Below are 21,562 nucleotides of genomic sequence, written 5' to 3' on the forward strand. Positions count from 1 at the left end.
GTCGAACGCCGACGCCACACCACTGTGACGACTACCCCGACCGACAGGCCTCTCAGCGACGGCCCGGAGCCCGGCACGTCCGGCTCGGGCGCAACCCAGATGCACCCCGCGATCGCCGAGCCACCACCCATGGCGGGCGACCGCGCGGGGCGGCTGGACACCGTGGTCTTCGGCGTCGCTGCGGCACTCGCGCTCGCCTTCGTCGCCTGGGGCTTCCTGGCGCCGTCGAACCTGGGAACGGCGAGCAGCAGCGCGCTCGGGTGGGTCATCGGCAACCTCGGCTGGCTGTTCGTGGTGGTCGCCTCGGCGTTCGTCGTCTTCGTGATCTGGCTGGCGGCCAGCAAGTACGGCCGCATCCCGCTGGGCCGCGACGACGAGGAGCCCGAGTTCCGGACGACCTCCTGGATCGCGATGATGTTCAGCGCGGGCATGGGCATCGGTCTGATGTTCTTCGGCGTCAGCGAGCCCCTGTCGCACTACGTCTCGCCGCCGCCCCTGACCGTCGAGGGCGAGACCCCGGCCGCGGTGGAGACGGCGATGGCCACCACGCTCTTCCACTGGTCGCTGCACCCGTGGGCCATCTACGCCGTCGTCGGCCTGGCGATCGCCTACGGCACCTTCCGCCGCGGCCGCCGGCAGTTGATCAGCTCCGCGTTCGCTCCGCTGTTCGGCGAGCGGCGCACCTCCGGCCCGGCGGGCAAGGCCATCGACATCCTGGCGATCTTCGCCACCCTGTTCGGATCGGCGGCCTCCCTGGGGCTCGGCGCGCTGCAGATCGGCAGCGGCGCGGAGATCCTGGGCTGGGCAGGTGACCTCGGCAACTCGCTCCTGGTCGTCATCATCGCGATCCTGACGATGGCGTTCGTCGCCTCGGCGGTCTCCGGGATCGCCAAGGGCATCCAGTACCTGGCCAACATCAACATGGTCCTCGCGTTGATCCTCGCGGTGTTCGTGTTCGTCGTCGGCCCGACGGTCTTCATCCTCAACCTGATTCCCACCACGGTGGGCAACTACTTCGCCGATCTGGGCGACCTGGCTGCCCGCACCGGGGCCAGCGGCGGCGACCCGCTGGACGCGTGGCTGAGCGGCTGGACGATCTTCTACTGGGCCTGGTGGATCAGCTGGACGCCGTTCGTCGGCATGTTCATCGCCCGGATCAGCCGCGGCCGCACCGTCCGCCAGTTCGTCACCGGCGTGCTGCTCGTGCCCAGCGTCGTGAGCCTGATCTGGTTCGCGATCTTCGGTGGCGCCGGGATCGCCGCCCAGCGGGACGGCGCCGACCTGGCCGGCGCGGGCTCGCCCGAGGCCCAGCTGTTCGGCGTCCTCGAGCAGTTCCCGCTGGCCACCGTCATGACCGTGCTCGTCATGCTGCTCGTGGCGATCTTCTTCGTCTCGGGCGCTGACGCCGCGTCGATCGTCATGGGCTCGCTGTCGGAACGCGGCACGATCGAGCCCAGCCGGAAGACCGTCGTCTTCTGGGGGCTGGTCATGGGTGCCGTGGCGGCGATCATGCTGCTGGTGGGCGAGGAGGCCCTCACCGGATTGCAGAACCTCACGATCGTCGCCGCGCTGCCGTTCGCGATCGTCATGGTCGGGCTGGCGGTGTCGCTGGCCAAGGACCTGAGGTCCGATCCCCTGATGCTGCGGCGTGAAGTGGCTCTGGAGGCGGTGCGGCAGGCCGTCCGCCACGGGATCACCCACCACGGGGACGACTTCGTCCTGTCCGTCAAGCCGGCACCGGACGCCGACGGGGACGGTGTGCCCGACACGCCCACGGGCCGGACGCCGGCGCAGGAGGCCAAGCGGGATCGCGCCGACGGCAGCGAGACGGTCCGGGACGTCGGCTCGCCGGTGCCGCACGGCGGCGACGCCGGCACGGGGCACGGACAGGGCTCGCCTGCCCGGTAGGTGGCTCGGGGCACGACGGGGACTACGTTCCCGACGTGCCCCGCCCCGCCCGCCCCGCCCTCGGCTACGCCCTCACGCTGGCCGCGGCCGGGTTCTTCGCCGTCAACGGCACGGTCTCCGCCCTCGCGCTCGAGGCGGGCATCTCCGCCCCGCGGCTGACCGCCCTGCGCTGCACCGGTGCCGCGATCGGGCTGCTCGCCGTCCTGCTGGTGACGGCGCCGGGCCGGCTGCGGGTCGGCCGCCGGGAGCTCCCCCTGCTGGCCGTGCTCGGTGTCATCGGCATCGCCATGACCCAGTACCTGTTCTACGTGGCGATCGGCCGGCTGCCGGTGGGCATCGCCCTGGTGTTCGAGTTCACCGGGACGGTGCTCATCGCCCTCTACGTCTGGTTGGTGCGCAAGGAGGAGGTGCGCAGCCGGGTGTGGGTGGCGCTCGTGCTGTCGCTGTCCGGGCTGGCGTTGGTCACCGAGATCTGGACCGGTGGCGGCTCGCTGGACGTGGTGGGGGTCGCGGCCGGGCTCGGTGCCGCCGTCGCCCTGGCGACCTACTACCTCATCGGGGAGCGGGGAACGGTCACCCGCGACCCGGTGACGTTGACCTGCTGGGCCTTCGTCGCGGCGGCGATCTTCTGGGCGGTGGCCGCGCCGTGGTGGCAGTTCGACGCCGGGGTGCTGGGCCGCAGCGTGCCCGTCTCGATCGGCTCGCTCGAGCTGTCGCTCTGGGTGCTGGTCGCCTGGATCGCGGTGATGGGCGCCATCATGCCGTTCTGGTTGTCGATCGCCGCCCTGCGCCACCTGCCGCCGACCGCCGCGGGGCTGGTGGCCACGGCCGAACCGGTGCTCGCCTCGATCGTCGCCTGGCTGTGGGTGGAGCAGGTGCTCTCCGCCTGGCAGATCATCGGCGGCGGCGTCGTCCTCACCGGGATCCTGCTCGCCCAGACCGCGCGCACCGCTCCTCCGCAGGCCCCGATGGGCGAGACCCCCGCGGCCCTGTCCAGCTGAGCGGGGGTCTCGCCGTCGTTCAGCTGGTGACCTTCTGCGCCTCGGTCAGGTAGCCGGCCAGTTCCGCCATGTAGGCGGCCTGCGAGACGTAGTCGGGGCCGATGTACTTCCACGGGTGGAGCTGGCCGGCCTGGACGGCGGGCAGCAGGGCGGCGGTCGGCTGCGCGGCGATCTCCTCGGGGCTCATGCTGAAGCGCAGCGAGTACAGGATCACGTCGCTGGGGTGGTCGGGCACCTCTTCCCAGCCCACCGAGTGCCAGAAGTAGCCGTCGCCGCCCGGATCGACGAAGGTCACGCCCAGGTCCTGGTAGAGCGCCAGCTGCGGGTCGTCGGGCGCCTTCGCCATCCACCAGCCGTCGGCCTCGGTGGCGAACACCGGCAGCACGCTGACGCCGCTCGAGGCCGCCTCGGTGAGCGCCGCGGAGGCGGACTCGAAGTCCGCGCGGGCGTCGGCGACCTCGCCGCTCCCGGTGTCCACGCCCAGCGCGTCGGCCAACTCGACGACCCGCTCGATGACGTCGGCGGCCGAGCCGGTGTAGGCGATGGTGATGATCGGCGCGATCTCGGCGACCAGCTCCTGCTGGGCCATGTCGTTGAAGCCGTAGCCGGCCTTGTCCTCGGGGATCCCGCCGGAGGCGTCGTCCGGGTAGATCGTGGTGACGATGACGTCGGGATCGGCCGCGGCCAGCGCCTCGAGGTCGATCTCGCCGTAGGCGGAGCCCACGATCGCCACGTCGCCGAGGTCCCGGCCCTCGAAGGCGACGTCATCGGCCGCCGAGGTCTGCCCGAAGGTGGCCACCGGCTCGATGCCGTAGTTCCAGAGCGAGGCCGTCAGGTCGTTGAGGCCGGCGATGCGGGTCGGCGCCTCGTCCAGCTCGACGGTGGTGCCCAGGTCGTCGGTGAACGACCAGCCGCCCTCGGCGGACCCGGCGCTCGTGGTGTCTGCGCTGTCGGCGCCGCAGGCGCTGGCGCCCACGGTCACTCCGAGGGCCAGCAGGCCGCCGATCAGGCGGCGAGAGGTGTGGTGCAACGGAACTCCCTCGGTGAGGGGATGCGAGATCATCCCGGTTGCGAGGAAGGTTAGCCTGCCCTAAGCAAGACGGGGAAGGGGGCCGTCAGCGCAGCCGGCGCACCGGGACGACCATCGGGGTCCCGGCCACCGGATCGGGCAGGATCCGCGCCTCGAGATCGAAGACCTCGGCCAGGAGCTGCTCGGTGAGCACCTCGGCCGGCCGGCCGGAGGCGACCAGCACGCCGTCCTTCATGGCGACCAGCCGGTGGGCGTAGCGGGCCGCCAAGTTGAGGTCGTGCAGGACCACGACGACGGTGCGGCCGCGCTCGGCGTGCAACCGGCTGACCAGCTCGAGGACGTCGATCTGGTGGGAGAGGTCGAGGTAGGTCGTCGGCTCGTCGAGGAGCAGCAGGTCGGTGCCCTGGGCCAGGGCCATGGAGATCCAGGCGCGCTGCCGCTGGCCGCCGGAGAGCTCGTCGACCGGCCGGTCGGCGAGCTCGGCCATGTCGGTCCAGGCCAGCGACTCGGCGACCACCGCCTCGTCGTCCCGCGACCACTGGCGCAGCCAGTTCTGGTGCGGGTGCCGGCCCCGGGCCACCAGGTCGGCGACGGTCAGCCCCTCGGGCGCGATCGGCGCCTGCGGGAGCAGGCCGAGCACCTTGGCGACCTCCCTGGTCGGCGTCTTCGCGATCGCCTGCCCGTCGAGCAGCACCTGACCGCTGGTCGGCCGCATCAACCGGCCCAGGGCCCGCAGCAGCGTGGACTTGCCGCAGCCGTTCGGTCCGACGATCGCGGTGAACGACCCCTCGGTGAGCTGCAGGTCCAGGTCGCGGACGACGACGTGGTCGTCGTAAGCCAGGCTGACGCGCTCGGCGGCGAGACGGACCCGTCCGCTCCCGACGTCCGTGCCAGGGTTCAGCAGCTGGGTCATCGCTGGATCGTCCTCATGTGAACTGCCGCCTTCCGCGGACGAGGAGCCAGAGCAGGTACGGGGCGCCGAGGACGGCGGTGAGGATGCCGACGGGCAGCGCCTCGGGGAGCACGGTGCGCGTCACGAGGTCCGCGCCGACGACCAGCACGGCGCCGAGCAGACCCGAGGCCAGCAGCGGCGGCCGGGAACCACCGGTCAGGCGGACGGCGATCTGCGGCACCACGAGCGCGACGAAGGTGATCGGCCCGGCGGCCGAGACGGCGAAGGCCACGCAGCCGATCGCGACGAGGACGACGGCGGCCTGCGCCGTCTGCAACCGGACGCCGAGGCCCCGGGCGGTGTCGTCGCCGAACTGGAGGACGCCGAGGGCGCGGCTGGCCGCCACGGCCAGCGGTAGCAGCACCGCCAGCGCCACGGCCAGCGGGAGCGCGTGGTCCCAGGTGCGGGCGTTCAGCGAGCCGGTGATCCACACGTAGGCCGCGGCGGCGTCGTAGATCTCGGCGTTGGTCAGCAGCCAGTCGACCAGCGCGGTGCCCACCGACCAGAGCGCGATGCCGACGAGCACCAGCCGGTAGCCGTCGATGCCGGCCCGCCACGTGAGCACGAACAGCAGGACGCCGACCAGCAGCGCGCCCAGCAGGGCGGCCAGGGGGATACCCAGCCCGCTGACCGCGCCGCCCGCGGCGAGCACGATCGCCCCGACCGCACCGACGGAGGCCCCCATGGTGATGCCGAGCGTGTCGGGGGAGGCCAGCGGATTGCGGGCGAAGGTCTGGAACAGCGCACCGGCCACGCCGAGGGCCAGGCCGACCAGCAGGCCCACCACGATCCGGGGCGCCCGCAGCTCGAGGATGATGAAGTCCTGCGTGCCGTCGCCGAGACCGACGAGGGTCCGGAGCACGTCCGGGACGCTGATGGGAAAGTCGCCGCGGCCCAGGCCGACGGCCGAGAGCAGCACGAGGACGGCGACGGCGCCCAGCGGCACGGCCACCTGGCGCCAGCGCACGATGCCCGAGGCGGGACCGATCCGGACCACGATGCCCGGCCGGCCCGGCGGAACCGGCGGTGCCGCTGCGCCGACGCTCACAGCCCGGCCGTCTTCCGGCGGCGGACGAGTGCGATGAAGAACGGGGCGCCGATCAGCGCCAGCACGATCCCGACCTGCAGCTCGCCGGGACGGGCGACGACCCGGCCGATCACGTCGGCGGTCAGCAGCAGGACGGCACCGGCCAGTGCGGAGCAGGGCACCAGCCAGCGGTGGTCGGGACCGGTGAACGCGCGGACCGCGTGCGGCACGACGAGCCCGACGAAGGCGATGGGGCCGCAGGCCGCGGTCGCGGCACCGGCCAGCAGGGTGATCGAGGCCAGTCCCACGGCCCGGGCCAGCCAGATGCGCTGCCCGAGCCCGCGGGCGACGTCCTCGCCGAGGCCGAGCAGGTTGAGCGCGGGGGCGTTGGCCAGGGCGAGCAGCAGGCCGAGCGCGATGAACGGCGCGACCTGCCACGCCACGTCGGCGTCGCGCCCGGCCAGCGATCCGACGACCCAGAAGCGGAAGGAGTCCAGGGTCTGCTGGTCGCTGACCAGCACGGCGCGGACCAGTCCGTACATCAGCGCGGACAGGGCGGCGCCGGCCAGCGCCAGGGTGAGCGGGGTGGCCCCGCCGCGGCCCACCGAGCCGATCGCGTAGACGAGGACGGTGCCGGTCAGCGCGCCGAGGAAGGCGAACCAGACGTAGCCCGACGGCGTGCCGATGCCGAGCAGGGCGATGGACAGGACGACGGCGAGGCTGGCGCCGGCCGTCACCCCGAGCAGCCCCGGATCGCCGAGGGGGTTGCGGGTGTGCCCCTGCATGAGGGCTCCGGCCACGCCCAGCGCCACCCCGACCATCAGGCCGAGCGCGGTGCGCGGTACGCGCAGCTGCCGGATGATGACCGTTTCCTCGCTGGTCGGGTCGCTGTCGAGCAGCGCCTGCCAGACCTCGCCGAGCCCGATCGAGCGGGTGCCGACCGCGATGCTGGCCAGGCAGACCCCGACGGTGAGCGCGATGAGCAGGACCAGGCCGAGCCAGCGGCGGGACCGGCCGGGACGCCTCCCCCCGGACAGGGGTGCCGCGAGGCCCCGCGCCGGGGCGGCGGTCGCGGTCACGTGCGGCTCCCGGGGACAGCAGTCGAGAAAGAAAGGCTTACCTTACCTGGCCGCGCGAGGCCGCCGGTCGTCCGAGGTAGGGCTGGGCCCACTCCGTGTGGGGAGCTGCGACGGCGCAGCGTCAGGTGCGTACCGGCGAAGGCCGATGGGAACAAGGTCCAGATCCGCCGCCGGAACGACCGGCCGGTGTCCGACAGGCCGTGAACCGGAGGAGGCACGCGTGTCCGCTCAGCGGGAGTCCGCCCACTCCGCCGCCGAGCTGGCGCACGCCCTGGTGGAGGCGACCGAGTCGCTGATCTGCGTCGTCGACGGCGACGGCCGCATCCTCCTGGCCAACGCCGCGCTGGAGCGCTTCACCGGACGCGCGGCCGCGGACCTCGTCGATCGCTGCCTCTGGGACGTGCTGGTCATCCCCGAGGAGGTGGACCTGGCCCGCGCCGCCGTCGCCGACGCGATGGCCGGTGTGCGCCGGATCCCGAAGGAGGTGGACTGGCTGGCCGCCGGCGGTGCCCGGCGGCGCGTGGCGCTGCACAACAGCGTGCTCGCCGACGAGACCGGCCGGCCCTACGCCACCGCTTTCGTCGGATCCGACGTCACCGAGCAACGGGAACGCGAGGCGCTGAGCGACCTGCGGGCCAGCACCGATCCGCTGACCGGTGTGGGGAACCGGCGCGTCGTCTTCGAGGTCCTGCAGGAGCACCTGGGTGCTGCGAGGGGCGGCGGCTGCGGATTGCTCTTCTGCGATGTCGACCAGTTCAAGCAGGTCAACGACCAGCACGGACATGCCGCCGGCGACCAGGTGCTGATCGAGCTGGCCAGGCGGCTCGGCGACCTGGCCGGGCCCGACGACGTGGTGGCCCGCCTGGGCGGCGACGAGTTCGTCCTGCTGAGCCCCGGCGCGGACCAGGCGTCTCTGGCGGCTCTGGCCGGTCGCCTGGGAGAGGGCATGCGCGCGCCGGTGCAGACGTCCGCCGGGGCGCTGGACCTCAGGGTCAGCGTCGGCAGTGCGCTCGGCCGCCCCGGGGAGGACGCCGACGAGCTCATGGCGCGCGCCGACCGGGCCATGTACGGCTCGAAGACGCTCCGGCGGCGCAACCGGCCGCGCCATCCACAAGGTGCGGTCCGCATGCCCCGCTGATCCTCCCGGCCGCGCCGTCACCGCTTCTGCCGGCGGCTCCCGCCGTGCCAGTCCTCCTGGATCCCGGTCTGGCCCGGCCGGACGCCGAACGCAGGAAGCTGCGGCCGCTCGCGCAGGCTCCGCTTCAGCTCGGCGAACCCGGGGAAGCCGGCCAGTGCGACGACGTGCTGCCAGAGCGCGACGGCGTCGTCCTCGTCGGGCAGCCGGCTGATGACCGGGCCGAAGAAGGCCACGCCGTCGGGCGGGCCGTCCGGTGGCCGGAAGTGCAGGATCGGCGTGCCGACGTCCTTGCCGGTCAGCCCGAGGGCCTCGTCGGTCTCCGCCCGCAGCTCGGGGTCCAGCGTCTCGTCGTCCAGGGCGTCGGCCAGCACCGCCGGCAGGCCGACCTCGGCCAGCGCGGGCGCCACGAACTCCCGGGTACTCCGGTCACCGGCACCGGGTGCTGCGTCCACCTCGAAGATGCGCCGGCCGAGGGCCTCGTAGAGCGGACCGACCGCTTCGCGCCCGTGCTCTGCGCGGGCGCGGGCCGCTACCCGGAGGAGCCGCAGGCCGTCGGTGTGGCCGGCCTCGTACTCGGGCGGGAAGTGGGCGTCGTAGTCGATGTGCGCGTTGAGCAGGCGCAGGGAGATCAAGCGCCAGTCGACGGCGTAGTCGCTGCGGGCGGCGACCGTCCGGACCCACTTGCTCGTCATCCAGGCGAAGGGACAGACCGGATCGAAGTAGAACGTGAGATCGGCGTCGGCCATGCACCGAACGTAACCCGGGACCGGGGGAGCGGCGACTGCCGATGGGGAAGGGTGAGCCTCAGCCGGGCAGCACGGACTCGATCGCGGCGCGGACCTCGGGCGCGTCCGGCTGGGTCCTCGGACGGAACCGGGCAACGACCTCGCCCTGCCCGCTGATCACCCACTTCTCGAAGTTCCACGCGACGTCGCCGTCCTGCCCGTCGATGTCCGGCGTCGCCGTCAGGCGCTGGAACAGCGGATGCGCCCCGGGGCCGTTGACCTCGACCTTCTCGGTCATCGGGAACGTGACGCCGTAGGTCGCGGAGCAGAACTCGGCGATCTCCTCCGCCGTGCCGGGCTCCTGGCCCATGAACTGGTTGCAGGGCACGCCGACGACGGCGAACCCGCGGCCGGCGTACTCCTCGTGCATCGCCTCGAGGCCGGCGTACTGCGGGGTGAGGCCGCACCGGCTGGCCACGTTGACGACGAGGGCGGGGCGGCCACCGGTCAGGTCGCGCAGCGTCGTCGGCTCGCCCTGGAGGGTGGACACCGGCAGGTCGAGGAGGTCGCTCATGCGGGCGGCAGCGTCGCCGGCGGTGCATTCATTCCAGGCCGCTGACGTCGTCCGGGACGTCGACCGCGTGCTGACGCAGCGCCTCCATCGGGACGATCTCCAGCGCACGGACGTTCGTCGCGGCCAGGACGACGCCGGCTGCCGCGCCCGCCTGGTAGGCCTGCAGCCACCGCACCGCGACCACGCACCACCGGTCGCCGGGCCTCAGGCCCGGGAACCCGTATTCCGGGCGCGGGGTGGAGAGGTCGTTGCCCAGGTCGCGCTGCATCCGGAGGAAGTCCGCCGAGACGACGGCGCACACGGTGTGCGAGCCCAGGTCCTCGGGCCCGGTGCTGCAGCAGCCGTCCCGGTAGAAGCCGGTCAGCGGCTCGGTGCCGCACGGTTCCAGCGGGCCGCCCAGCACGTTGCGCTCGTCGGGCTGCACGGCCGCTCCTCGGATCGGGTGCGCGCATGGTCGGCGCGCGGTCAGGATGGCATGGTGCGGTCGTGAACGAGGTGCTGTGGGAGCCGACGCCGGAGAGCATGCAGCAGACGCGGATGGCCGCGTTCGCCCGCTGGGTGGAGGAGCGCCGCGGCCTCTCCTTCGGGGACCCGCCGGACTACGACGCCCTGTGGCGCTGGTCGGTCGAGCACCTCGACCAGTTCTGGGCCGACGTCGCGTCGTGGACCGGCGTGCTGCCCGATGTCCCCGACGACCGGGTGCTCACCGACCGCAGCATGCCGGGAGCGGTCTGGTTCCCCGGGACGACGGTCAACTACGCCGAGCAGGCCCTGCGCCACGCGACCGACGAGGCGCCGGCGCTGATCGCCGTCGCCGAGGACACCGCGCCGGTCGAGATCTCCTGGGCGGACCTGCGCGCGCAGGTCGGCGCCTTCGCCGCGACGTTGCGGCGGCTCGGGGTGCAGCGCGGCGACCGGGTCGCCGGCTACCTGCCCAACGTCCCCGAGGCGGTGATCGCCTTCCTCGGGGCGGCGTCGGTCGGGGCGGTGTGGTCCTCGTGCGCCCCCGACTTCGGCACCCGGGCGGTGCTCGACCGGTTCGCCCAGATCGAGCCCGTCGTGCTGGTCGCCGTCGACGGCTACCGCTTCAACGGCAGGGACCACGACCGGCGGGACGTCGTCGGCGAGTTGCGGGCCGGCCTGCCCAGCGTGCGGACGACGGTCGCCGTCCCCCGGCTGTTCCCGGACGAGGTGCCCGAGGGCGCGCTGCCCTGGTCCGAGGCGGTGGCGGACGCCCAGGAGCCGGTGTTCGAGCCGCTGCCCTTCGACTCGCCGCTGTGGATCCTCTACAGCTCGGGCACGACCGGGCTGCCCAAGGGCATCGTGCACGCGCACGGCGGCGTGGTGCTGGAGCAGCTGAAGTCGAGCCGGCTGCACTCCGACCTCGGCCCCGGTGACCGCTTCTACTGGTACACGTCGACGGCCTGGATGATGTGGAACGTCGTCGTGTCCTCGCTGATGTCCGGCGCCACCGCTGTGGTCCACGACGGCGCACCGGCGTACCCGACGGTGGACGCGCAGTTCGCCCTCGCCGCGCGGCTCGGCATCACCCACCTCGGCACCAGCCCCGGCTACCTCGCCGCGTGCCAGAAGGCCGGCGTCCGGCCCGGGGACGACCACGACCTCTCCGCGTTGCGGGTGCTCGGGTGCACCGGCTCCCCGCTGCCCGCCGCCAGCTACCACTGGGTCTACGACGCGGTCGGCACGCAGCTGCAGCTGACGTCGGCGTCGGGCGGGACGGACGTCGCGGCCGGGTTCATCGGCAGCTCACCGCTGCTGCCGGTGATCGCGGGGGAGCTGCAGCGGCCGATGCTCGGCGTCGCGGTCGCGTCCTGGGACGAGGACGGCCGGCCGGTGGTCGGGGAACTCGGCGAGCTGGTGGTGACCGAGCCGATGCCGTCGATGCCGCTCTACTTCTGGAACGACCCTTCCGGGCAGCGCTACCGGGAGGCGTACTTCGAGCCGTGGCCGGGGGTGTGGCGGCACGGCGACTGGCTGGAGATCACCGAGCGGGGCACGTGCCTCATCACCGGCCGCTCGGACTCGACGCTCAACCGCGGCGGGGTCCGGATGGGGACGGCGGACATCTACGCGGCGGTCGAGTCGATCCCCGCCGTCGTCGACTGCGTCGTCCTCGGTGTGGAGCTTCGCGACGGCGGTTACTGGATGCCGCTGTTCGTGCAGCTGGCGCCGGGAGAGGAGCTCACCGACGAGCTGGCCGGCACGATCCGGACGGCGGTCCGCGAGCAGGCCTCGCCGCGGCACGTGCCCGACGAGATCATCGCCGTCCCCGGTGTGCCGCACACCCGCACCGGCAAGCGGCTGGAGGTGCCGCTGAAGAAGCTGTTCCAGGGCGTGGACCCGGCCAAGGCGGTCAACCCCGGCGCCGTCGACGACGCCGCCCTGGTCGACCACTTCGTACAGCTGGCGCAGGACCGCGTCAGCTCCTGAAGGGCCCTCGCGCGGCCGCCCACTGCAGCAGCATGATCGTCTTGGCGTCGGCGATCCGGCCGCCGTCGATCATGTCGAGCGCCTCGTCGAAGGGCAGTTCGAGGACCTCGATGTCCTCGCCCTCCTCCTCGAGCCCGCCGCCGGCTGTGGTGCGGTCATGCGGGCGGTAGGGCGCGGCGTAGAAGTGCAGCCGCTCGGTCACCGAGCCGGGGCTCATGAAGACGTCGAACACGTGCTGCACCTCGCCGACGGCGACCCCGAGCTCCTCCTCGACCTCGCGGCGGACGGCGACCTCCGGGGCGTCGTCGTCCAGGAGCCCGGCAGCGGCCTCGATCAGCAACCCGTCGGGGTGGCCGTTGACGTAGACCGGGTAGCGGAACTGCCGGGTGAGCAGCACGGTCCGGCGCTCGACGTCGTGCAGCAGCATGGTCGCGCCGTTTCCGCGGTCGTAGGTCTCGCGCTGCTCGGTGACCCACTCGCCGTCGCCGCGACGGCGCTCGAGGGTCGTCCTCCGCAGCACGTGCCAGCCGCTGTGAAGCAGTTCGACGTCCTTCACGACGACGTCGGGATTGCCGGTCAGGTCGCGGCCGACCTGGTCCAGGCCGGTGCGGCCGCGGTGGTCCGGGACGTCGACCCCGGGGACGCCGGTCATCGCGCGGCCGGGATCTCGTCGACGCTGGTCCACACCGGGGCCCCGCGTGCCTCTGCCAGCGCGACCATCTCGTCGGAGCCGGCCGAGGGGCCGGGCAGGCGCAGGACGCCGTCGCACCGGGCCACCAGTCGTCGGCCCATCGGGTGGAACATTTCGTCGAAGGCGGCGTCGCCCACCGTGCGCGACCCCGCCAGCGAGGCCAGGGGGAGGGCGAGGTCCTCACCGTTGACCGCGAGATGGCCCGCCCGGAACAGGTCGAGACACGCCGCCTGGATGCGGCGGTGGTTGGCCGCGATGCGCCCGGGGTCGTCGTCGGTGCCGCTCCGGTAGGGGCCGGCCACCAGGATCATCAACGGCTCGGTCATGCGCAGACCACCTCCACGTCGGCCTCGGTCAGGGCGGTGATGCTCTCCTGTGCGGCGGGGGAGAGCTGGGGATCGCGGGCACCGGTGTCGGTGACCAGCCGGTCGACGGAATCGATGGGCGCCACGGAGGCGAAGGCGCGCACGCCGAGCTTGCTCGCGTCGGCGACCACCGTCGTCGTCCGTGCGCGTTCCAGCCCAACCTGCTTGACCGCCGCGTCCTCGAGGGTGAACTCCGACCAGCCGGCGTCGGCGCTGACCGCCCCGATGGACATGAGGAAGACGTCGAAGCTGAGCCGGCGCAGGGTCTCGGCCGCGAGCGGCCCGGCGAGGCTCTGCTCGCCGGGCCGGGACTCGCCGCCGACGACGATCAGCCGGATGCCGGGCTGGTCGGCGAGCTGGGCGGCGACCGGCAGGCTCAGCACCGCCACGGTGAGCGGACCGCGGTCGACCAGGTGGCGCGCCACGTGCACGGTCGTGGTCCCGGCGTCCAGAAGCACCGTCGATCCCGGTTCGACCAGCGCAGCGGCGGTCCGTGCGATCCGGTCCTTGGTGGCGCCCTGCCAGTCGCGGCGCGCGGTGAAGCCGCCCTCGGTCTCGGGCCGGGTGACCGCGACCGCGCCCCCTCGTATCCGCTCGACCAGTCCTCGCCGCTGGAGAACGTCGAGGTCGCGCCGGACGGTCATCTCCGAGACCCCGAGGCGAGTGGCGAGATCCACCAGCGACACCCGGTCGGCGTTGCGCACGAGTCTCAGCGTCACGTCGAGCCGGTCGGGAACAGCCATGCCGCAGTTTTAACAGCTCGATGTGAGATGTGTGAAGTAGTTGTGATGTCTCTGGTGAGTCCGCTCACCTCGCGGGTGACGACGGCATGCGGGGGGCACCCCCTGCCGCCAAGGTGTACGTGATCATCCGCCGCACGAGTGGAGACGACCGACGATGACGTCGAACGAGACCTGGCAGCCGGAGCCGCCGGTGCTGCTGCCGCCGTGGCACACGCCCGAGCGGGAGCAGCTGCAGGAGCAGGCCCGCCGGTTCGCCATCGACGAGGTGCTGCCGGTCGCCAACGAGCTCGACCCGCAGAAGGGCGAGATCCCGGCGTCCCTGCTGTCGCGGCTGGCCGAGCTCGGCTGGTTCGGCATCACCGTGCCCGCCGAGCAGGGCGGGCTGGGGCTCGGCGTCTTCGAATACTGCATGGTCAGCGAGGAGCTGGCCCGTGCCTGGATGTCGACCGCCAGCATCCTGGCCCGTTCCCAGGGCCTGGGGACGGCGGTGGCCGACGCGGACCGCCGGCACGAGTTGCTCGCCCGCAGCGCCCGCGGAGAGTGGATCGGCGCGATCGCGCTGTCGGAGCCCGACGCCGGTTCCGACCTGGCCGGGGTCTCCACCCGCGCCGTCCTCGACGGCGACGAGTGGATCGTGACCGGTCACAAGCGCTGGTGCGGCAACGCCAAGGCCGCCGACTTCATCCAGGTGCTCGTGCGCCAGCGGGACCCGGAGCCGGGGGAGTCCCGCTCTACGGGCCTGGTCAACCTGCTGCTGGAGAAGGAGCGCGGGGAGTTTCCCGAGGGGGTCTCGGGCTACCCGATCGACAAGGTCGGCTACCACGGCTTCCTCACCTGGGACCTCGAGTTCGACGGCGTCCGGATCCCGAAGGACAACGTCGTCGACGAGGCGCGCGCCGCGCGGGAGGAGAGCGAGGAGGAGGGCGAGGCCGCCGAGCAGGCCGGCTTCGCCGAGGCGCAGAAGTTCCTCAACACCGCCCGCGTGCACACCGCCGCCCGCGCCGTCGGCCTGGCCCGCGCCGCGCTCGAGGACTCGATCGTCTACCTGCAGGAGCGCGAGCAGTTCGGCCATCCGATCGCCGACTTCCAGGCGCTGCGGTTCGCCGTCGCCGAGATGGCCGCCCAGATCGAGCAGTCCCGCGCCTTCTACCGGCAGGTCGCCCACCTGCTGGACCTGGGGCTACCGGTCCACAAGGAGGCCTCGATGGTGAAGCTCGAGGCGACCGAGATGTCGGTGCGGGTGACCAACCAGGCCATGCAACTGCACGGCGGGAACGGCTACACCACCGAGCGGCAGGTCGAGCGTCACTGGCGCGACGCCCGGCTGACCACGATCTTCGAGGGCACCAGCGAGATCCAGAAGCGGATCATCAGCGACCGGCTGCTCCCACGGAGTCCCCTGGGTTGACGCGGCGAGCGTTGTCCCTCAGCCGGACATTTCGCCGCACCGAATGTCCGCCTCGGGGGCGACGTTCCGGCGCACGGTGGGTAGGGGCTTCGGATGAAGCTCTCGGCGCACCGCTCCGGATCCGGCCCACCTCTCGTGCTCGTCCACGGTCTCGGAGGTTCGTGGCGCACCTGGCAACCGGTGCTCCCCGGGCTGTCCGCCGAGCGGGAGGTCGTCGCCGTCGACCTCCCCGGCTTCGCCGGCGACACCCCACCGCTGCCCGACCCGACGCTGGCCGCGCTCGACGACGCGCTGCAGGAGTGGCTGGTCGAGGAGGGCTTGGCCGACGCGCCGCTGGTCGGTACCTCGATGGGCGCCCGGATGGTGCTCGAGCTCAGCCGCCGCGGGATCGGCCGGGACAACGTCGCGCTCGACCCGGGAGGCTTCTGGACCGACCGCGAGGCGACCGTCTTCCGGACCAGCATCGCCGCATCGGTCGCCCTGCTCCGGCGGATCCGGCCGGTGCTCCCCGCGCTGCTCGGCAACCCGGCCGGCCGGACGGCGTTGCTGGCGCAGTTCTCCGCCCGGCCCTGGGCGCTGGACGCCGACGTCGTCCGGACCGAGCTGGAGGGTTACGTGGCGTCGCCGTCCTTCGACCCGGTGCTCGACGATCTCGCGAACGGCCCGAAGCAGGAGGGGGCAGCGCCCGGCGCGGTGTCCGGCCGGCTGACCATCGGCTGGGGACGTCGCGACCGGGTGACCCTCGCCCGGCAGGCAGCCCGCGCGCTGGAGGCGTTCCCGGACGCCGAGCTGCACTGGTTCGAGCACTCCGGCCACTTCCCGTTGTGGGACCGGCCGGAGGAGACCGTGCGGCTCGTGCTGGACCGCACGGGTAGCTGACGTTCAGGGCAGGCGGATCGGCATCAGCATGCTCACGTCCCCGGGCCGCGACGCGTCGCGGAGTGCCAGGGGGCGATGGGGCCGTCGAGCTCCAGCACGAGCTGGCCGGAGTCCCCGGCGTCGAGGGCCTGGAGCAGGAACTCCCGATTCAGCCCCACCTGCAGCACGCCGTGCGCCTGCATCGCGAAGCTCGGCTCGCCGTCCGGCCCGATGGTGAGCACGGAGACTTCCTCGTCCTCGACGCTGCGGGTGAGAGCGGCGCGCGTGTTCCTCCACATGGACGACCGTCCGGCCTCGACCAGGTCGAGAGCCGACCGTCACGACGTGAGCGCGACCTCGTCGGCGTGTGCGATGTGCGCCAATTCCTTCCAAATCAGCGCCAGGATGACGGCGGAGCCCACGAAGGCGAACCAGAACGGGCCGGTGATGCCCCAGATCCGGGCGATGACGCCGCCCAGCGCCTGGCCCGCCACGATGCCCCCGAAGACGCCGATGGAGTAGAGGCTGCCCACGCGTCCCTGCAGCTGCGTGGGCACCGCCCGCATGCGCACCGTGCGCGACGTCGTCCCCCAGACGAAGGCGTGCGCGCCGAAGACGAACATGATTCCCATCGCGACCCAGCCCGTGGTGGCCAGCGCGAGGCCCAGGTGCGTGAAGGTCTCGATGACCAGCCCCACCCGCATGATCGCGGCCAGGCTCACCCGCCGCTCCAGCCAGTCGTAGCCCGCCGTCCCGGCGAGGCCGCCGAGGGCGCCGACCGTCGTGAGCAGGCCGAAGCCGATGGGGCCCAGGCCCAGGTGCTCCGTCGCGTAGAGGACCAGGACCGACCAGGCGGCGCCGTAGGTGACGTTGAAGGTGACGATCGCCAGGGTGAGCGTGCGGACGGGGGGATTGCCCCAGGTCCACCGGAAACCCTCGGCGATGTCGCGGCCGACGTGACGGGGCCCCTCCGGGCTGGGCAGCGACGGCAGCACCATCCGCGAGATCAGCAGCGCCGCCAGGCCCAGGCAGACCGCCTGGACGACGAACGGCCACGCCATCCCCGCCGCGAAGAGTGCGGCCCCGACGGCCGGCCCCACCAGCTGATTCATCGTGATGCCGGCGGTCATGAGGCGGGCGTTGCCGATGCCGAGGTCCGCCCGGGGCACCGCCATCGGCAGCAGCGTCGCGCTCGTGGTGTCGACGAACACCTCGGCGGTGCCGAGCAGGAACAGGGCGAGCAGGACGACGCTGGTGTTCACCGCGCCGGTGACCAGCGCGGCGGCGAGCACGACGACCACGCCGGCGCGCAGCAGGTCGACCGCGACGACCACGAGCCGGCGGTCCACGCGATCGGCGAGGACGCCGGCGTGCAGGCCGAAGAGCAGCCACGGCAGGCGCTGGAGGAGGCCGGCGAGCGCGACGAGGAGCGGGTCGGAGGTCTGCGAGGCGACCAGCAGCGGCCCGGCGGCCAGCGCGATGCCGTCGCCGAGGTTGCCCACCCACGCCGAGCCGACCAGCCAGCGGAACGGCGTCCCCATGCGGGCCGGGAGCACTGCTTCGACGATCCGGCCCACGAAGAGGAGACCCTAGGCGCCGGCCACGGATCCGCCGACACCATTACCCGGCCGGGTCAGGACACGCTGAGGACCCGGGCCTCCCACGGGCGCAGCAGGTCGGGATCCTCGTCGGCCAGGTTGCCCAGCAGCAGCCGCCCGTTCGCGGCCTCGGGCAGCAGCTCGGCCAGCGGGTACGGCGTCGCGCTGACGTTGCAGACGACGAGCAGCACCTCACCGCCGAGGGTGCGGGTGAAGGCGTAGACGTCGTCGTGCTCGGGCAGCAGCATCGCGAAGTCGCCCAGCGCGACGACCGGGTTCTCGTGCCGCAGCGCGATCAACCGACGGTAGTGGGCGAGCACCGACGAGGGGTCGCCGCGCTGGGCCTCGGCGTTCCACTCGACGTGGTCGGGGTTGACCGGCAGCCACGGCGTCCCGGCGGTGAACCCGGCGTGCTGCGACGCGTCCCACTGCACGGGGGTGCGGGCGTTGTCCCGGCTCATCCGGCGCATCGCGGCGAGGACGGCGGCCGGATCCTCGCCGGCGACCATCGCCGTCCCGAAGTGGTTGACCGACTCCACGTCGCGGAAGTCGTCCACTCCTGCGAACGGGTAGTTCGCCATCCCGAGCTCCTGGCCCTGGTAGACGTACGGCGTCCCCCGGTGCAGGTGCAGCAGCGTGGCCAGGCAGGTGGCGGAGTCCCGCCGGTAGCGGGGGGAGTCGTCGCCGAAGCGGGACACCGCCCGGGGCTGGTCGTGGTTGTCCCAGTAGAGGGAGTTCCAGCCGACGTCGGCCAGCCCGGCCTGCCACCGCCCGAACGATGCCTTGAGGTCGCGCATCCGCAGGGGGACGGGCCGCCACTTGCTGCCCTCGTGGTCCAGCCCGACGTGCTCGAACTGGAACACCATGTCCACCTCGCCCCGCGCCGGATCGGTGAACAGCACAGCCTGCTCGACGGTCACACCGGGCATCTCGCCGACCGTGAGGAGAGCGCCCTCCCGCCCGGCGAAGACCTCGCGGTGCATCTCCTGCAGGAACTCGTGGATCCGCGGGCCGCCCAGGTACGACGCCGACCCGTCGCCCAGCGACGTCCCCGGGATCGGCGGTCCGTCGTGCAGGTGCCCGTCGGGCGAGACGTCCTTGGAGATCATGTTGATGACGTCCATGCGGAAGCCGTCGACCCCGCGGTCGAGCCACCACCGCATCATCGCGTAGACCGCCTGCCGCACCCCCGGGTTCTCCCAGTTGAGGTCGGGCTGTCTCCGGTCGAACAGGTGCAGGTAGTACTCGCCGCTGGTCTCGTCGAACTCCCAGGTCGGACCGGAGAAGAACGACTGCCAGTTCGTCGGCTCCGCACCCGGGTCGCCGCCGGCGAAGCCCGCGCGCGGCGGCCGCCACCAGTACCAGTCGCGCTTGGGTGACGACGGCGACGACCGGCTCTCCGCGAACCACGGGTGCTCGTCGCTCGTGTGGTTCACCACCAGGTCCATCAGCAGCTTCATGCCGCGCCCGTGCAGGGCGGCGACCAGCTCGTCGAGCTGCTGGAGCGTCCCGAACAGCGGATCGATGCCCTGGTAGTCGCTGATGTCGTAGCCGTTGTCGGCCTGCGGCGAGGGGTAGACCGGCGAGAGCCACAGGACGTCGACGCCCAGGTCGGCCAGGTGGTCCAGGCGCTGCAGGACCCCGCCGAGGTCACCGATGCCGTCGCCGTCGGAGTCCTGGAACGAGCGCGGGTAGACCTGGTAGGCGACGGCGCTGGTCCACCACGGGGCGTCCTCGGGCTCCATCAGCCGGGGAACGTGTGGTGGACGGCCTCGAGGTTGTTGCCGTCCGGGTCGCGGAAGAAGACGGCGTAGTAGCCCGGGTGGTACTCCGGCCAGATCCGCGGCTCGTGCAGGATCTCGGTACCGGCGTCCTCCGCGGCCGCGAAGACCCCATCCACTGCCTCGCGGGACGGCGCCGCGACCGCCAGGTGCACGGGGCGGACGCCGGTGTCGACGGCGCTGCCGAGCCAGAGCCGCGGGAAGCTGTCCGGGCCGCACAGGCCGACGACCGCGCCGCCACCCGGCGCCTCGTACCGCATCAGTTCGCGGACCCCGCACGACGCGAGGACGCGCGTGTAGAAGTCCGCCGCGGCGCCGACGTCCGTGCACTGGAGGGCCAGGTGATCGAGCATGTCCCGGACGCTAGTGCCGGGGACTGACGTCGGGCATCCGGGCGGTGCGCCGACCGCGAAATCGGGTGCGTCCTGTCGTACCCGTCACCGACGATGACGGCACCGACCCGACAAGGAGCACGATGACCGCCCTGCCGCGTGCGCTGTCGCCGCTGCAGCATGCCCACTACCGCCGGCTGGCCGCCTCCCTGGCGCTGTCGCTGCTCGGCCACGGGCTGTGGGCGGTCGCCGTGGTGTGGCAGGTCGTCGCCCTCGGTGGCGGCCCGGCAGCGCTGTCGCTGGTCACCGCGCTCGCGGCGGGCGGCATGCTCGTCAGCACCCTCGTCGGCGGGGCGCTGGCCGACCGGCTCCCCCAGGGGCACATCCTGCTGGGGGTGACGCTCACCGAGGGCGTCACGATCGCGGTCGTCGCCGTGCTGTCCCTGACCGGCGTGCTGGCGCTGGGTCACGTGGCGGCCGTCGGGCTCGTCGGCGGGATCGCCATGGGCTTCTACTACCCGGCCTACTCCGCGCTGGTGCCGGTGCTGGTCCCGCCGGGCGACTTCCTTGCGGTCAACGGCCTGGAGGGCGTCGTCCGCCCGGTGCTCGCGCAGGCGGCCGGACCGGCCGTCGCCGGATTCCTGGTCGCCGCGATCTCCCCCGGCGCCGCCCTGGCCGCGGCGGCCGCCGCGGCGTTCGGTGCGGCCGCGTGCGTCACCACCCTGCCGGTCCGCGAGGCGCCGGCGACCCATGCGGGTGCCCGCTCGGCCGTGGCCGGCCTGCTGGCCGACGTCGGCGAGGGTTTCCGCTACATGGTGCAGACGCCGTGGCTGCTGGCGACCCTGCTCTTCGCCGCCACGATGCTGCTCGCCTTCATCGGGCCCTTCGAGGTGCTCGTCCCGTTCGCCATCCAGGCGGCCGGGGGCGGCCCCTCGCAGCACGCCTACGTCCTGGCCGCGTTCGGTATCGGCGGCGCGATCGGGTCGCTGGGCGTGGCCTCGCTCCGGCTGCCACGCCGCTATCTGACCGTGATGAACCTGCTCTGGGGCGCCGGCTGCATCCCGCTGGTGGTCTTCGGGTTCACCACCGACCTCTGGCTGATGCTCGCGGCCGGGGCGGTCATGGGTGCCACCTTCCAGGCGGGCATGGTCATCTGGGGCACGCTGCTGCAGCGTCGCGTGCCGGCCGAGCTGCTGGGCCGCGTCTCGAGCCTCGACTTCTTCGTGTCCCTGTCGTTCATGCCCCTGTCGATGGCGCTGGCCGGCCCGGTGAGCGAGCTGATCGGGCTGACCGCCACGTTCGTCGTCGGCGGCCTCGCGCCCGCGGTCCTCGCCGTCGTCACCATCGTGGTGGCGCGCATGCCGGCCGACGAGCTCTCCCATCCCCTCGACGTCGTCCCCGAGGTGCCATCCGGGCCGCTGGCCGAGGAGCGGCTGGACCGGGTCTGAGCGGGTCCGGCCGGCCGCTGCTTGGATGGGTGCGGCGCCGGGAGAGCCCCGGTGCAGGAGGGAGAACCGTGGCCGAGTTGACCCGACCGGACGTCGAGCCGCCCACCGGGCCGGCCCCGGCGGACCTCGTGATCGAGGACATCGCCGTCGGCGACGGGCCCGAGGCGACCGCCGGCAGCCTCGTCAGCGCGCACTACGTCGGCGTCACCCACGACGCCGGGGAGCAGTTCGACGCCTCCTGGGACCGGGGCGATCCGCTGGAGTTCCGCCTGGGCGTCGGCATGGTCATCCAGGGCTGGGACGAGGGCATCGCCGGCATGAAGGTCGGCGGCCGCCGCCGGCTGACCATCCCCGCGCACAAGGCCTACGGCGAGCGAGGCGCGGGCGGGGTCATCAAGCCCGGTGCGACGCTCGTCTTCGTCGTCGATCTCGTCGGGGTGCGCTGACCCGGAA

22 protein-coding genes are annotated in these 21,562 nt (G+C 72.9%); 8 read left to right on the forward strand and 14 right to left on the reverse strand.

The genetic code is table 11. The annotated features are described in order from the left end of the window. The first annotated feature begins 129 nt into the window (after positions 1 to 129). Entirely contained in the window at positions 130 to 1,908 is a 1,779-nt protein-coding gene (locus FHU33_RS01475) for a BCCT family transporter (RefSeq protein ID WP_246063198.1), read from the forward strand. Between the two features lie 35 nt (positions 1,909 to 1,943). After that, the gene (locus FHU33_RS01480; protein ID WP_142023752.1) at positions 1,944 to 2,909 is read left to right on the forward strand and encodes an EamA family transporter; all 966 of its coding nucleotides are present in this window, start codon (positions 1,944 to 1,946) and stop codon (positions 2,907 to 2,909) included. 19 nt (positions 2,910 to 2,928) lie between these two features. Here FHU33_RS01480 and FHU33_RS01485 read toward each other — a convergent pair whose 3' ends face one another. The 4 genes from FHU33_RS01485 to FHU33_RS01500 form a co-directional block, all read right to left on the reverse strand. After that, entirely contained in the window at positions 2,929 to 3,939 is a 1,011-nt protein-coding gene (locus tag FHU33_RS01485) for an ABC transporter substrate-binding protein (RefSeq protein WP_211354966.1), read from the reverse strand. An 85-nt stretch (positions 3,940 to 4,024) separates the two neighbouring features. Next, positions 4,025 to 4,852, reverse strand: a complete 828-nt coding sequence (locus FHU33_RS01490; RefSeq protein WP_142023754.1) for an ABC transporter ATP-binding protein — start codon at positions 4,850 to 4,852, stop codon at positions 4,025 to 4,027. A 13-nt stretch (positions 4,853 to 4,865) separates the two neighbouring features. Then, positions 4,866 to 5,939, reverse strand: a complete 1,074-nt coding sequence (locus FHU33_RS01495; protein ID WP_142023755.1) for a FecCD family ABC transporter permease — start codon at positions 5,937 to 5,939, stop codon at positions 4,866 to 4,868. Beyond that, positions 5,936 to 6,997, reverse strand: a complete 1,062-nt coding sequence (locus tag FHU33_RS01500) for a FecCD family ABC transporter permease (protein ID WP_142023756.1) — start codon at positions 6,995 to 6,997, stop codon at positions 5,936 to 5,938. Before FHU33_RS01500 ends, FHU33_RS01495 begins: the two co-directional genes overlap by 4 nt. A gap of 220 nt (positions 6,998 to 7,217) precedes the next feature. Here FHU33_RS01500 and FHU33_RS01505 point away from each other — a divergent pair, with 220 nt between their 5' ends. Further along, positions 7,218 to 8,135 carry a sensor domain-containing diguanylate cyclase gene (locus FHU33_RS01505; protein WP_246063199.1) on the forward strand — a complete coding sequence of 306 codons (918 nt, stop codon included), beginning with the start codon at positions 7,218 to 7,220 and terminating at the stop codon, positions 8,133 to 8,135. 17 nt (positions 8,136 to 8,152) lie between these two features. Here FHU33_RS01505 and FHU33_RS01510 read toward each other — a convergent pair whose 3' ends face one another. From FHU33_RS01510 to FHU33_RS01520, 3 genes are read right to left on the reverse strand one after another with little or no spacing between them, the layout of a single operon-like run. After that, a complete protein-coding gene (locus tag FHU33_RS01510; protein ID WP_142023758.1) occupies positions 8,153 to 8,881 on the reverse strand; it encodes a mycothiol-dependent nitroreductase Rv2466c family protein in 729 nt (242 codons plus the stop codon). Positions 8,882 to 8,939: 58 nt separating this feature from the next. Next, positions 8,940 to 9,434, reverse strand: coding sequence for a glutathione peroxidase (locus tag FHU33_RS01515; RefSeq protein ID WP_142023759.1), 495 nt, complete (start codon positions 9,432 to 9,434; stop codon positions 8,940 to 8,942). Between the two features lie 28 nt (positions 9,435 to 9,462). After that, positions 9,463 to 9,858, reverse strand: a complete 396-nt coding sequence (locus tag FHU33_RS01520) for a DUF2237 family protein (protein ID WP_142023760.1) — start codon at positions 9,856 to 9,858, stop codon at positions 9,463 to 9,465. Between the two features lie 62 nt (positions 9,859 to 9,920). Between FHU33_RS01520 and FHU33_RS01525 the strand changes: the two genes are divergently transcribed. Beyond that, positions 9,921 to 11,885: an acetoacetate--CoA ligase gene (locus FHU33_RS01525; protein WP_246063200.1), complete on the forward strand. Its 1,965-nt coding sequence runs from the start codon at positions 9,921 to 9,923 to the stop codon at positions 11,883 to 11,885. Here the strand turns inward: FHU33_RS01525 and FHU33_RS01530 are convergent. From FHU33_RS01530 to FHU33_RS01540, 3 genes are read right to left on the reverse strand one after another with little or no spacing between them, the layout of a single operon-like run. Next, positions 11,875 to 12,537 carry an NUDIX domain-containing protein gene (locus tag FHU33_RS01530; RefSeq protein ID WP_142023762.1) on the reverse strand — a complete coding sequence of 221 codons (663 nt, stop codon included), beginning with the start codon at positions 12,535 to 12,537 and terminating at the stop codon, positions 11,875 to 11,877. The genes FHU33_RS01525 and FHU33_RS01530 overlap by 11 nt on opposite strands. Then, complete coding sequence (locus FHU33_RS01535) at positions 12,534 to 12,902, reverse strand: DUF4406 domain-containing protein (protein WP_246063201.1); 369 nt, start codon at positions 12,900 to 12,902, stop codon at positions 12,534 to 12,536. The genes FHU33_RS01530 and FHU33_RS01535 overlap by 4 nt, the downstream gene beginning before the upstream one ends. Then, positions 12,899 to 13,684, reverse strand: coding sequence for a DeoR/GlpR family DNA-binding transcription regulator (locus FHU33_RS01540; protein ID WP_142023764.1), 786 nt, complete (start codon positions 13,682 to 13,684; stop codon positions 12,899 to 12,901). The genes FHU33_RS01535 and FHU33_RS01540 overlap by 4 nt, the downstream gene beginning before the upstream one ends. 154 nt (positions 13,685 to 13,838) lie before the next feature. On the opposite strand from FHU33_RS01540, the gene FHU33_RS01545 reads away from it, so the two are divergent. After that, entirely contained in the window at positions 13,839 to 15,092 is a 1,254-nt protein-coding gene (locus FHU33_RS01545) for an acyl-CoA dehydrogenase family protein (protein ID WP_142023765.1), read from the forward strand. A gap of 93 nt (positions 15,093 to 15,185) precedes the next feature. After that, positions 15,186 to 15,971 carry an alpha/beta fold hydrolase gene (locus FHU33_RS01550; RefSeq protein ID WP_142023766.1) on the forward strand — a complete coding sequence of 262 codons (786 nt, stop codon included), beginning with the start codon at positions 15,186 to 15,188 and terminating at the stop codon, positions 15,969 to 15,971. Between the two features lie 32 nt (positions 15,972 to 16,003). Here FHU33_RS01550 and FHU33_RS25290 read toward each other — a convergent pair whose 3' ends face one another. The 4 genes from FHU33_RS25290 to FHU33_RS01570 are packed head-to-tail and all read right to left on the reverse strand — an operon-like array spanning position 16,004 to position 19,682. Continuing rightward, positions 16,004 to 16,249 carry a hypothetical protein gene (locus tag FHU33_RS25290; protein ID WP_211354967.1) on the reverse strand — a complete coding sequence of 82 codons (246 nt, stop codon included), beginning with the start codon at positions 16,247 to 16,249 and terminating at the stop codon, positions 16,004 to 16,006. 39 nt (positions 16,250 to 16,288) lie between these two features. Beyond that, complete coding sequence (locus FHU33_RS01560; RefSeq protein WP_211354968.1) at positions 16,289 to 17,527, reverse strand: MFS transporter; 1,239 nt, start codon at positions 17,525 to 17,527, stop codon at positions 16,289 to 16,291. 56 nt (positions 17,528 to 17,583) lie between these two features. Continuing rightward, a complete protein-coding gene (locus FHU33_RS01565) occupies positions 17,584 to 19,293 on the reverse strand; it encodes a glycoside hydrolase family 13 protein (protein ID WP_142023767.1) in 1,710 nt (569 codons plus the stop codon). Continuing rightward, a complete protein-coding gene (locus tag FHU33_RS01570; protein ID WP_142023768.1) occupies positions 19,293 to 19,682 on the reverse strand; it encodes a VOC family protein in 390 nt (129 codons plus the stop codon). Before FHU33_RS01570 ends, FHU33_RS01565 begins: the two co-directional genes overlap by 1 nt. A gap of 122 nt (positions 19,683 to 19,804) precedes the next feature. Between FHU33_RS01570 and FHU33_RS01575 the strand changes: the two genes are divergently transcribed. Together FHU33_RS01575 and FHU33_RS01580 are read left to right on the forward strand one after the other, a co-directional pair. Continuing rightward, on the forward strand, positions 19,805 to 21,109 hold the full coding sequence (locus FHU33_RS01575) for an MFS transporter (protein WP_142023769.1): 1,305 nt from the start codon (positions 19,805 to 19,807) through the stop codon (positions 21,107 to 21,109). Between the two features lie 68 nt (positions 21,110 to 21,177). Continuing rightward, a complete protein-coding gene (locus tag FHU33_RS01580; RefSeq protein ID WP_142023770.1) occupies positions 21,178 to 21,555 on the forward strand; it encodes an FKBP-type peptidyl-prolyl cis-trans isomerase in 378 nt (125 codons plus the stop codon). Positions 21,556 to 21,562 lie beyond the last annotated feature (7 nt).

It is taken from the genome of Blastococcus colisei, from assembly GCF_006717095.1.
Taxonomy (GTDB): domain Bacteria; phylum Actinomycetota; class Actinomycetes; order Mycobacteriales; family Geodermatophilaceae; genus Blastococcus_B; species Blastococcus_B colisei.

Coding starts and splice junctions, on each gene's coding strand:
- FHU33_RS01475 (WP_246063198.1), top strand. CDS start 130: ATGGCGGGCGACCGCGCGGGGCGGCTGGACACCGTGGTCTTCGGCGTC.
- FHU33_RS01490 (WP_142023754.1), bottom strand. CDS start 4,852: ATGACCCAGCTGCTGAACCCTGGCACGGACGTCGGGAGCGGACGGGTC.
- FHU33_RS01510 (WP_142023758.1), bottom strand. CDS start 8,881: ATGGCCGACGCCGATCTCACGTTCTACTTCGATCCGGTCTGTCCCTTC.
- FHU33_RS01515 (WP_142023759.1), bottom strand. CDS start 9,434: ATGAGCGACCTCCTCGACCTGCCGGTGTCCACCCTCCAGGGCGAGCCG.
- FHU33_RS01530 (WP_142023762.1), bottom strand. CDS start 12,537: ATGACCGGCGTCCCCGGGGTCGACGTCCCGGACCACCGCGGCCGCACC.
- FHU33_RS01535 (WP_246063201.1), bottom strand. CDS start 12,902: ATGACCGAGCCGTTGATGATCCTGGTGGCCGGCCCCTACCGGAGCGGC.
- FHU33_RS01540 (WP_142023764.1), bottom strand. CDS start 13,684: ATGGCTGTTCCCGACCGGCTCGACGTGACGCTGAGACTCGTGCGCAAC.
- FHU33_RS01545 (WP_142023765.1), top strand. CDS start 13,839: ATGACGTCGAACGAGACCTGGCAGCCGGAGCCGCCGGTGCTGCTGCCG.
- FHU33_RS01550 (WP_142023766.1), top strand. CDS start 15,186: ATGAAGCTCTCGGCGCACCGCTCCGGATCCGGCCCACCTCTCGTGCTC.
- FHU33_RS25290 (WP_211354967.1), bottom strand. CDS start 16,249: ATGTGGAGGAACACGCGCGCCGCTCTCACCCGCAGCGTCGAGGACGAG.
- FHU33_RS01565 (WP_142023767.1), bottom strand. CDS start 19,293: ATGGAGCCCGAGGACGCCCCGTGGTGGACCAGCGCCGTCGCCTACCAG.
- FHU33_RS01570 (WP_142023768.1), bottom strand. CDS start 19,682: ATGCTCGATCACCTGGCCCTCCAGTGCACGGACGTCGGCGCCGCGGCG.
- FHU33_RS01575 (WP_142023769.1), top strand. CDS start 19,805: ATGACCGCCCTGCCGCGTGCGCTGTCGCCGCTGCAGCATGCCCACTAC.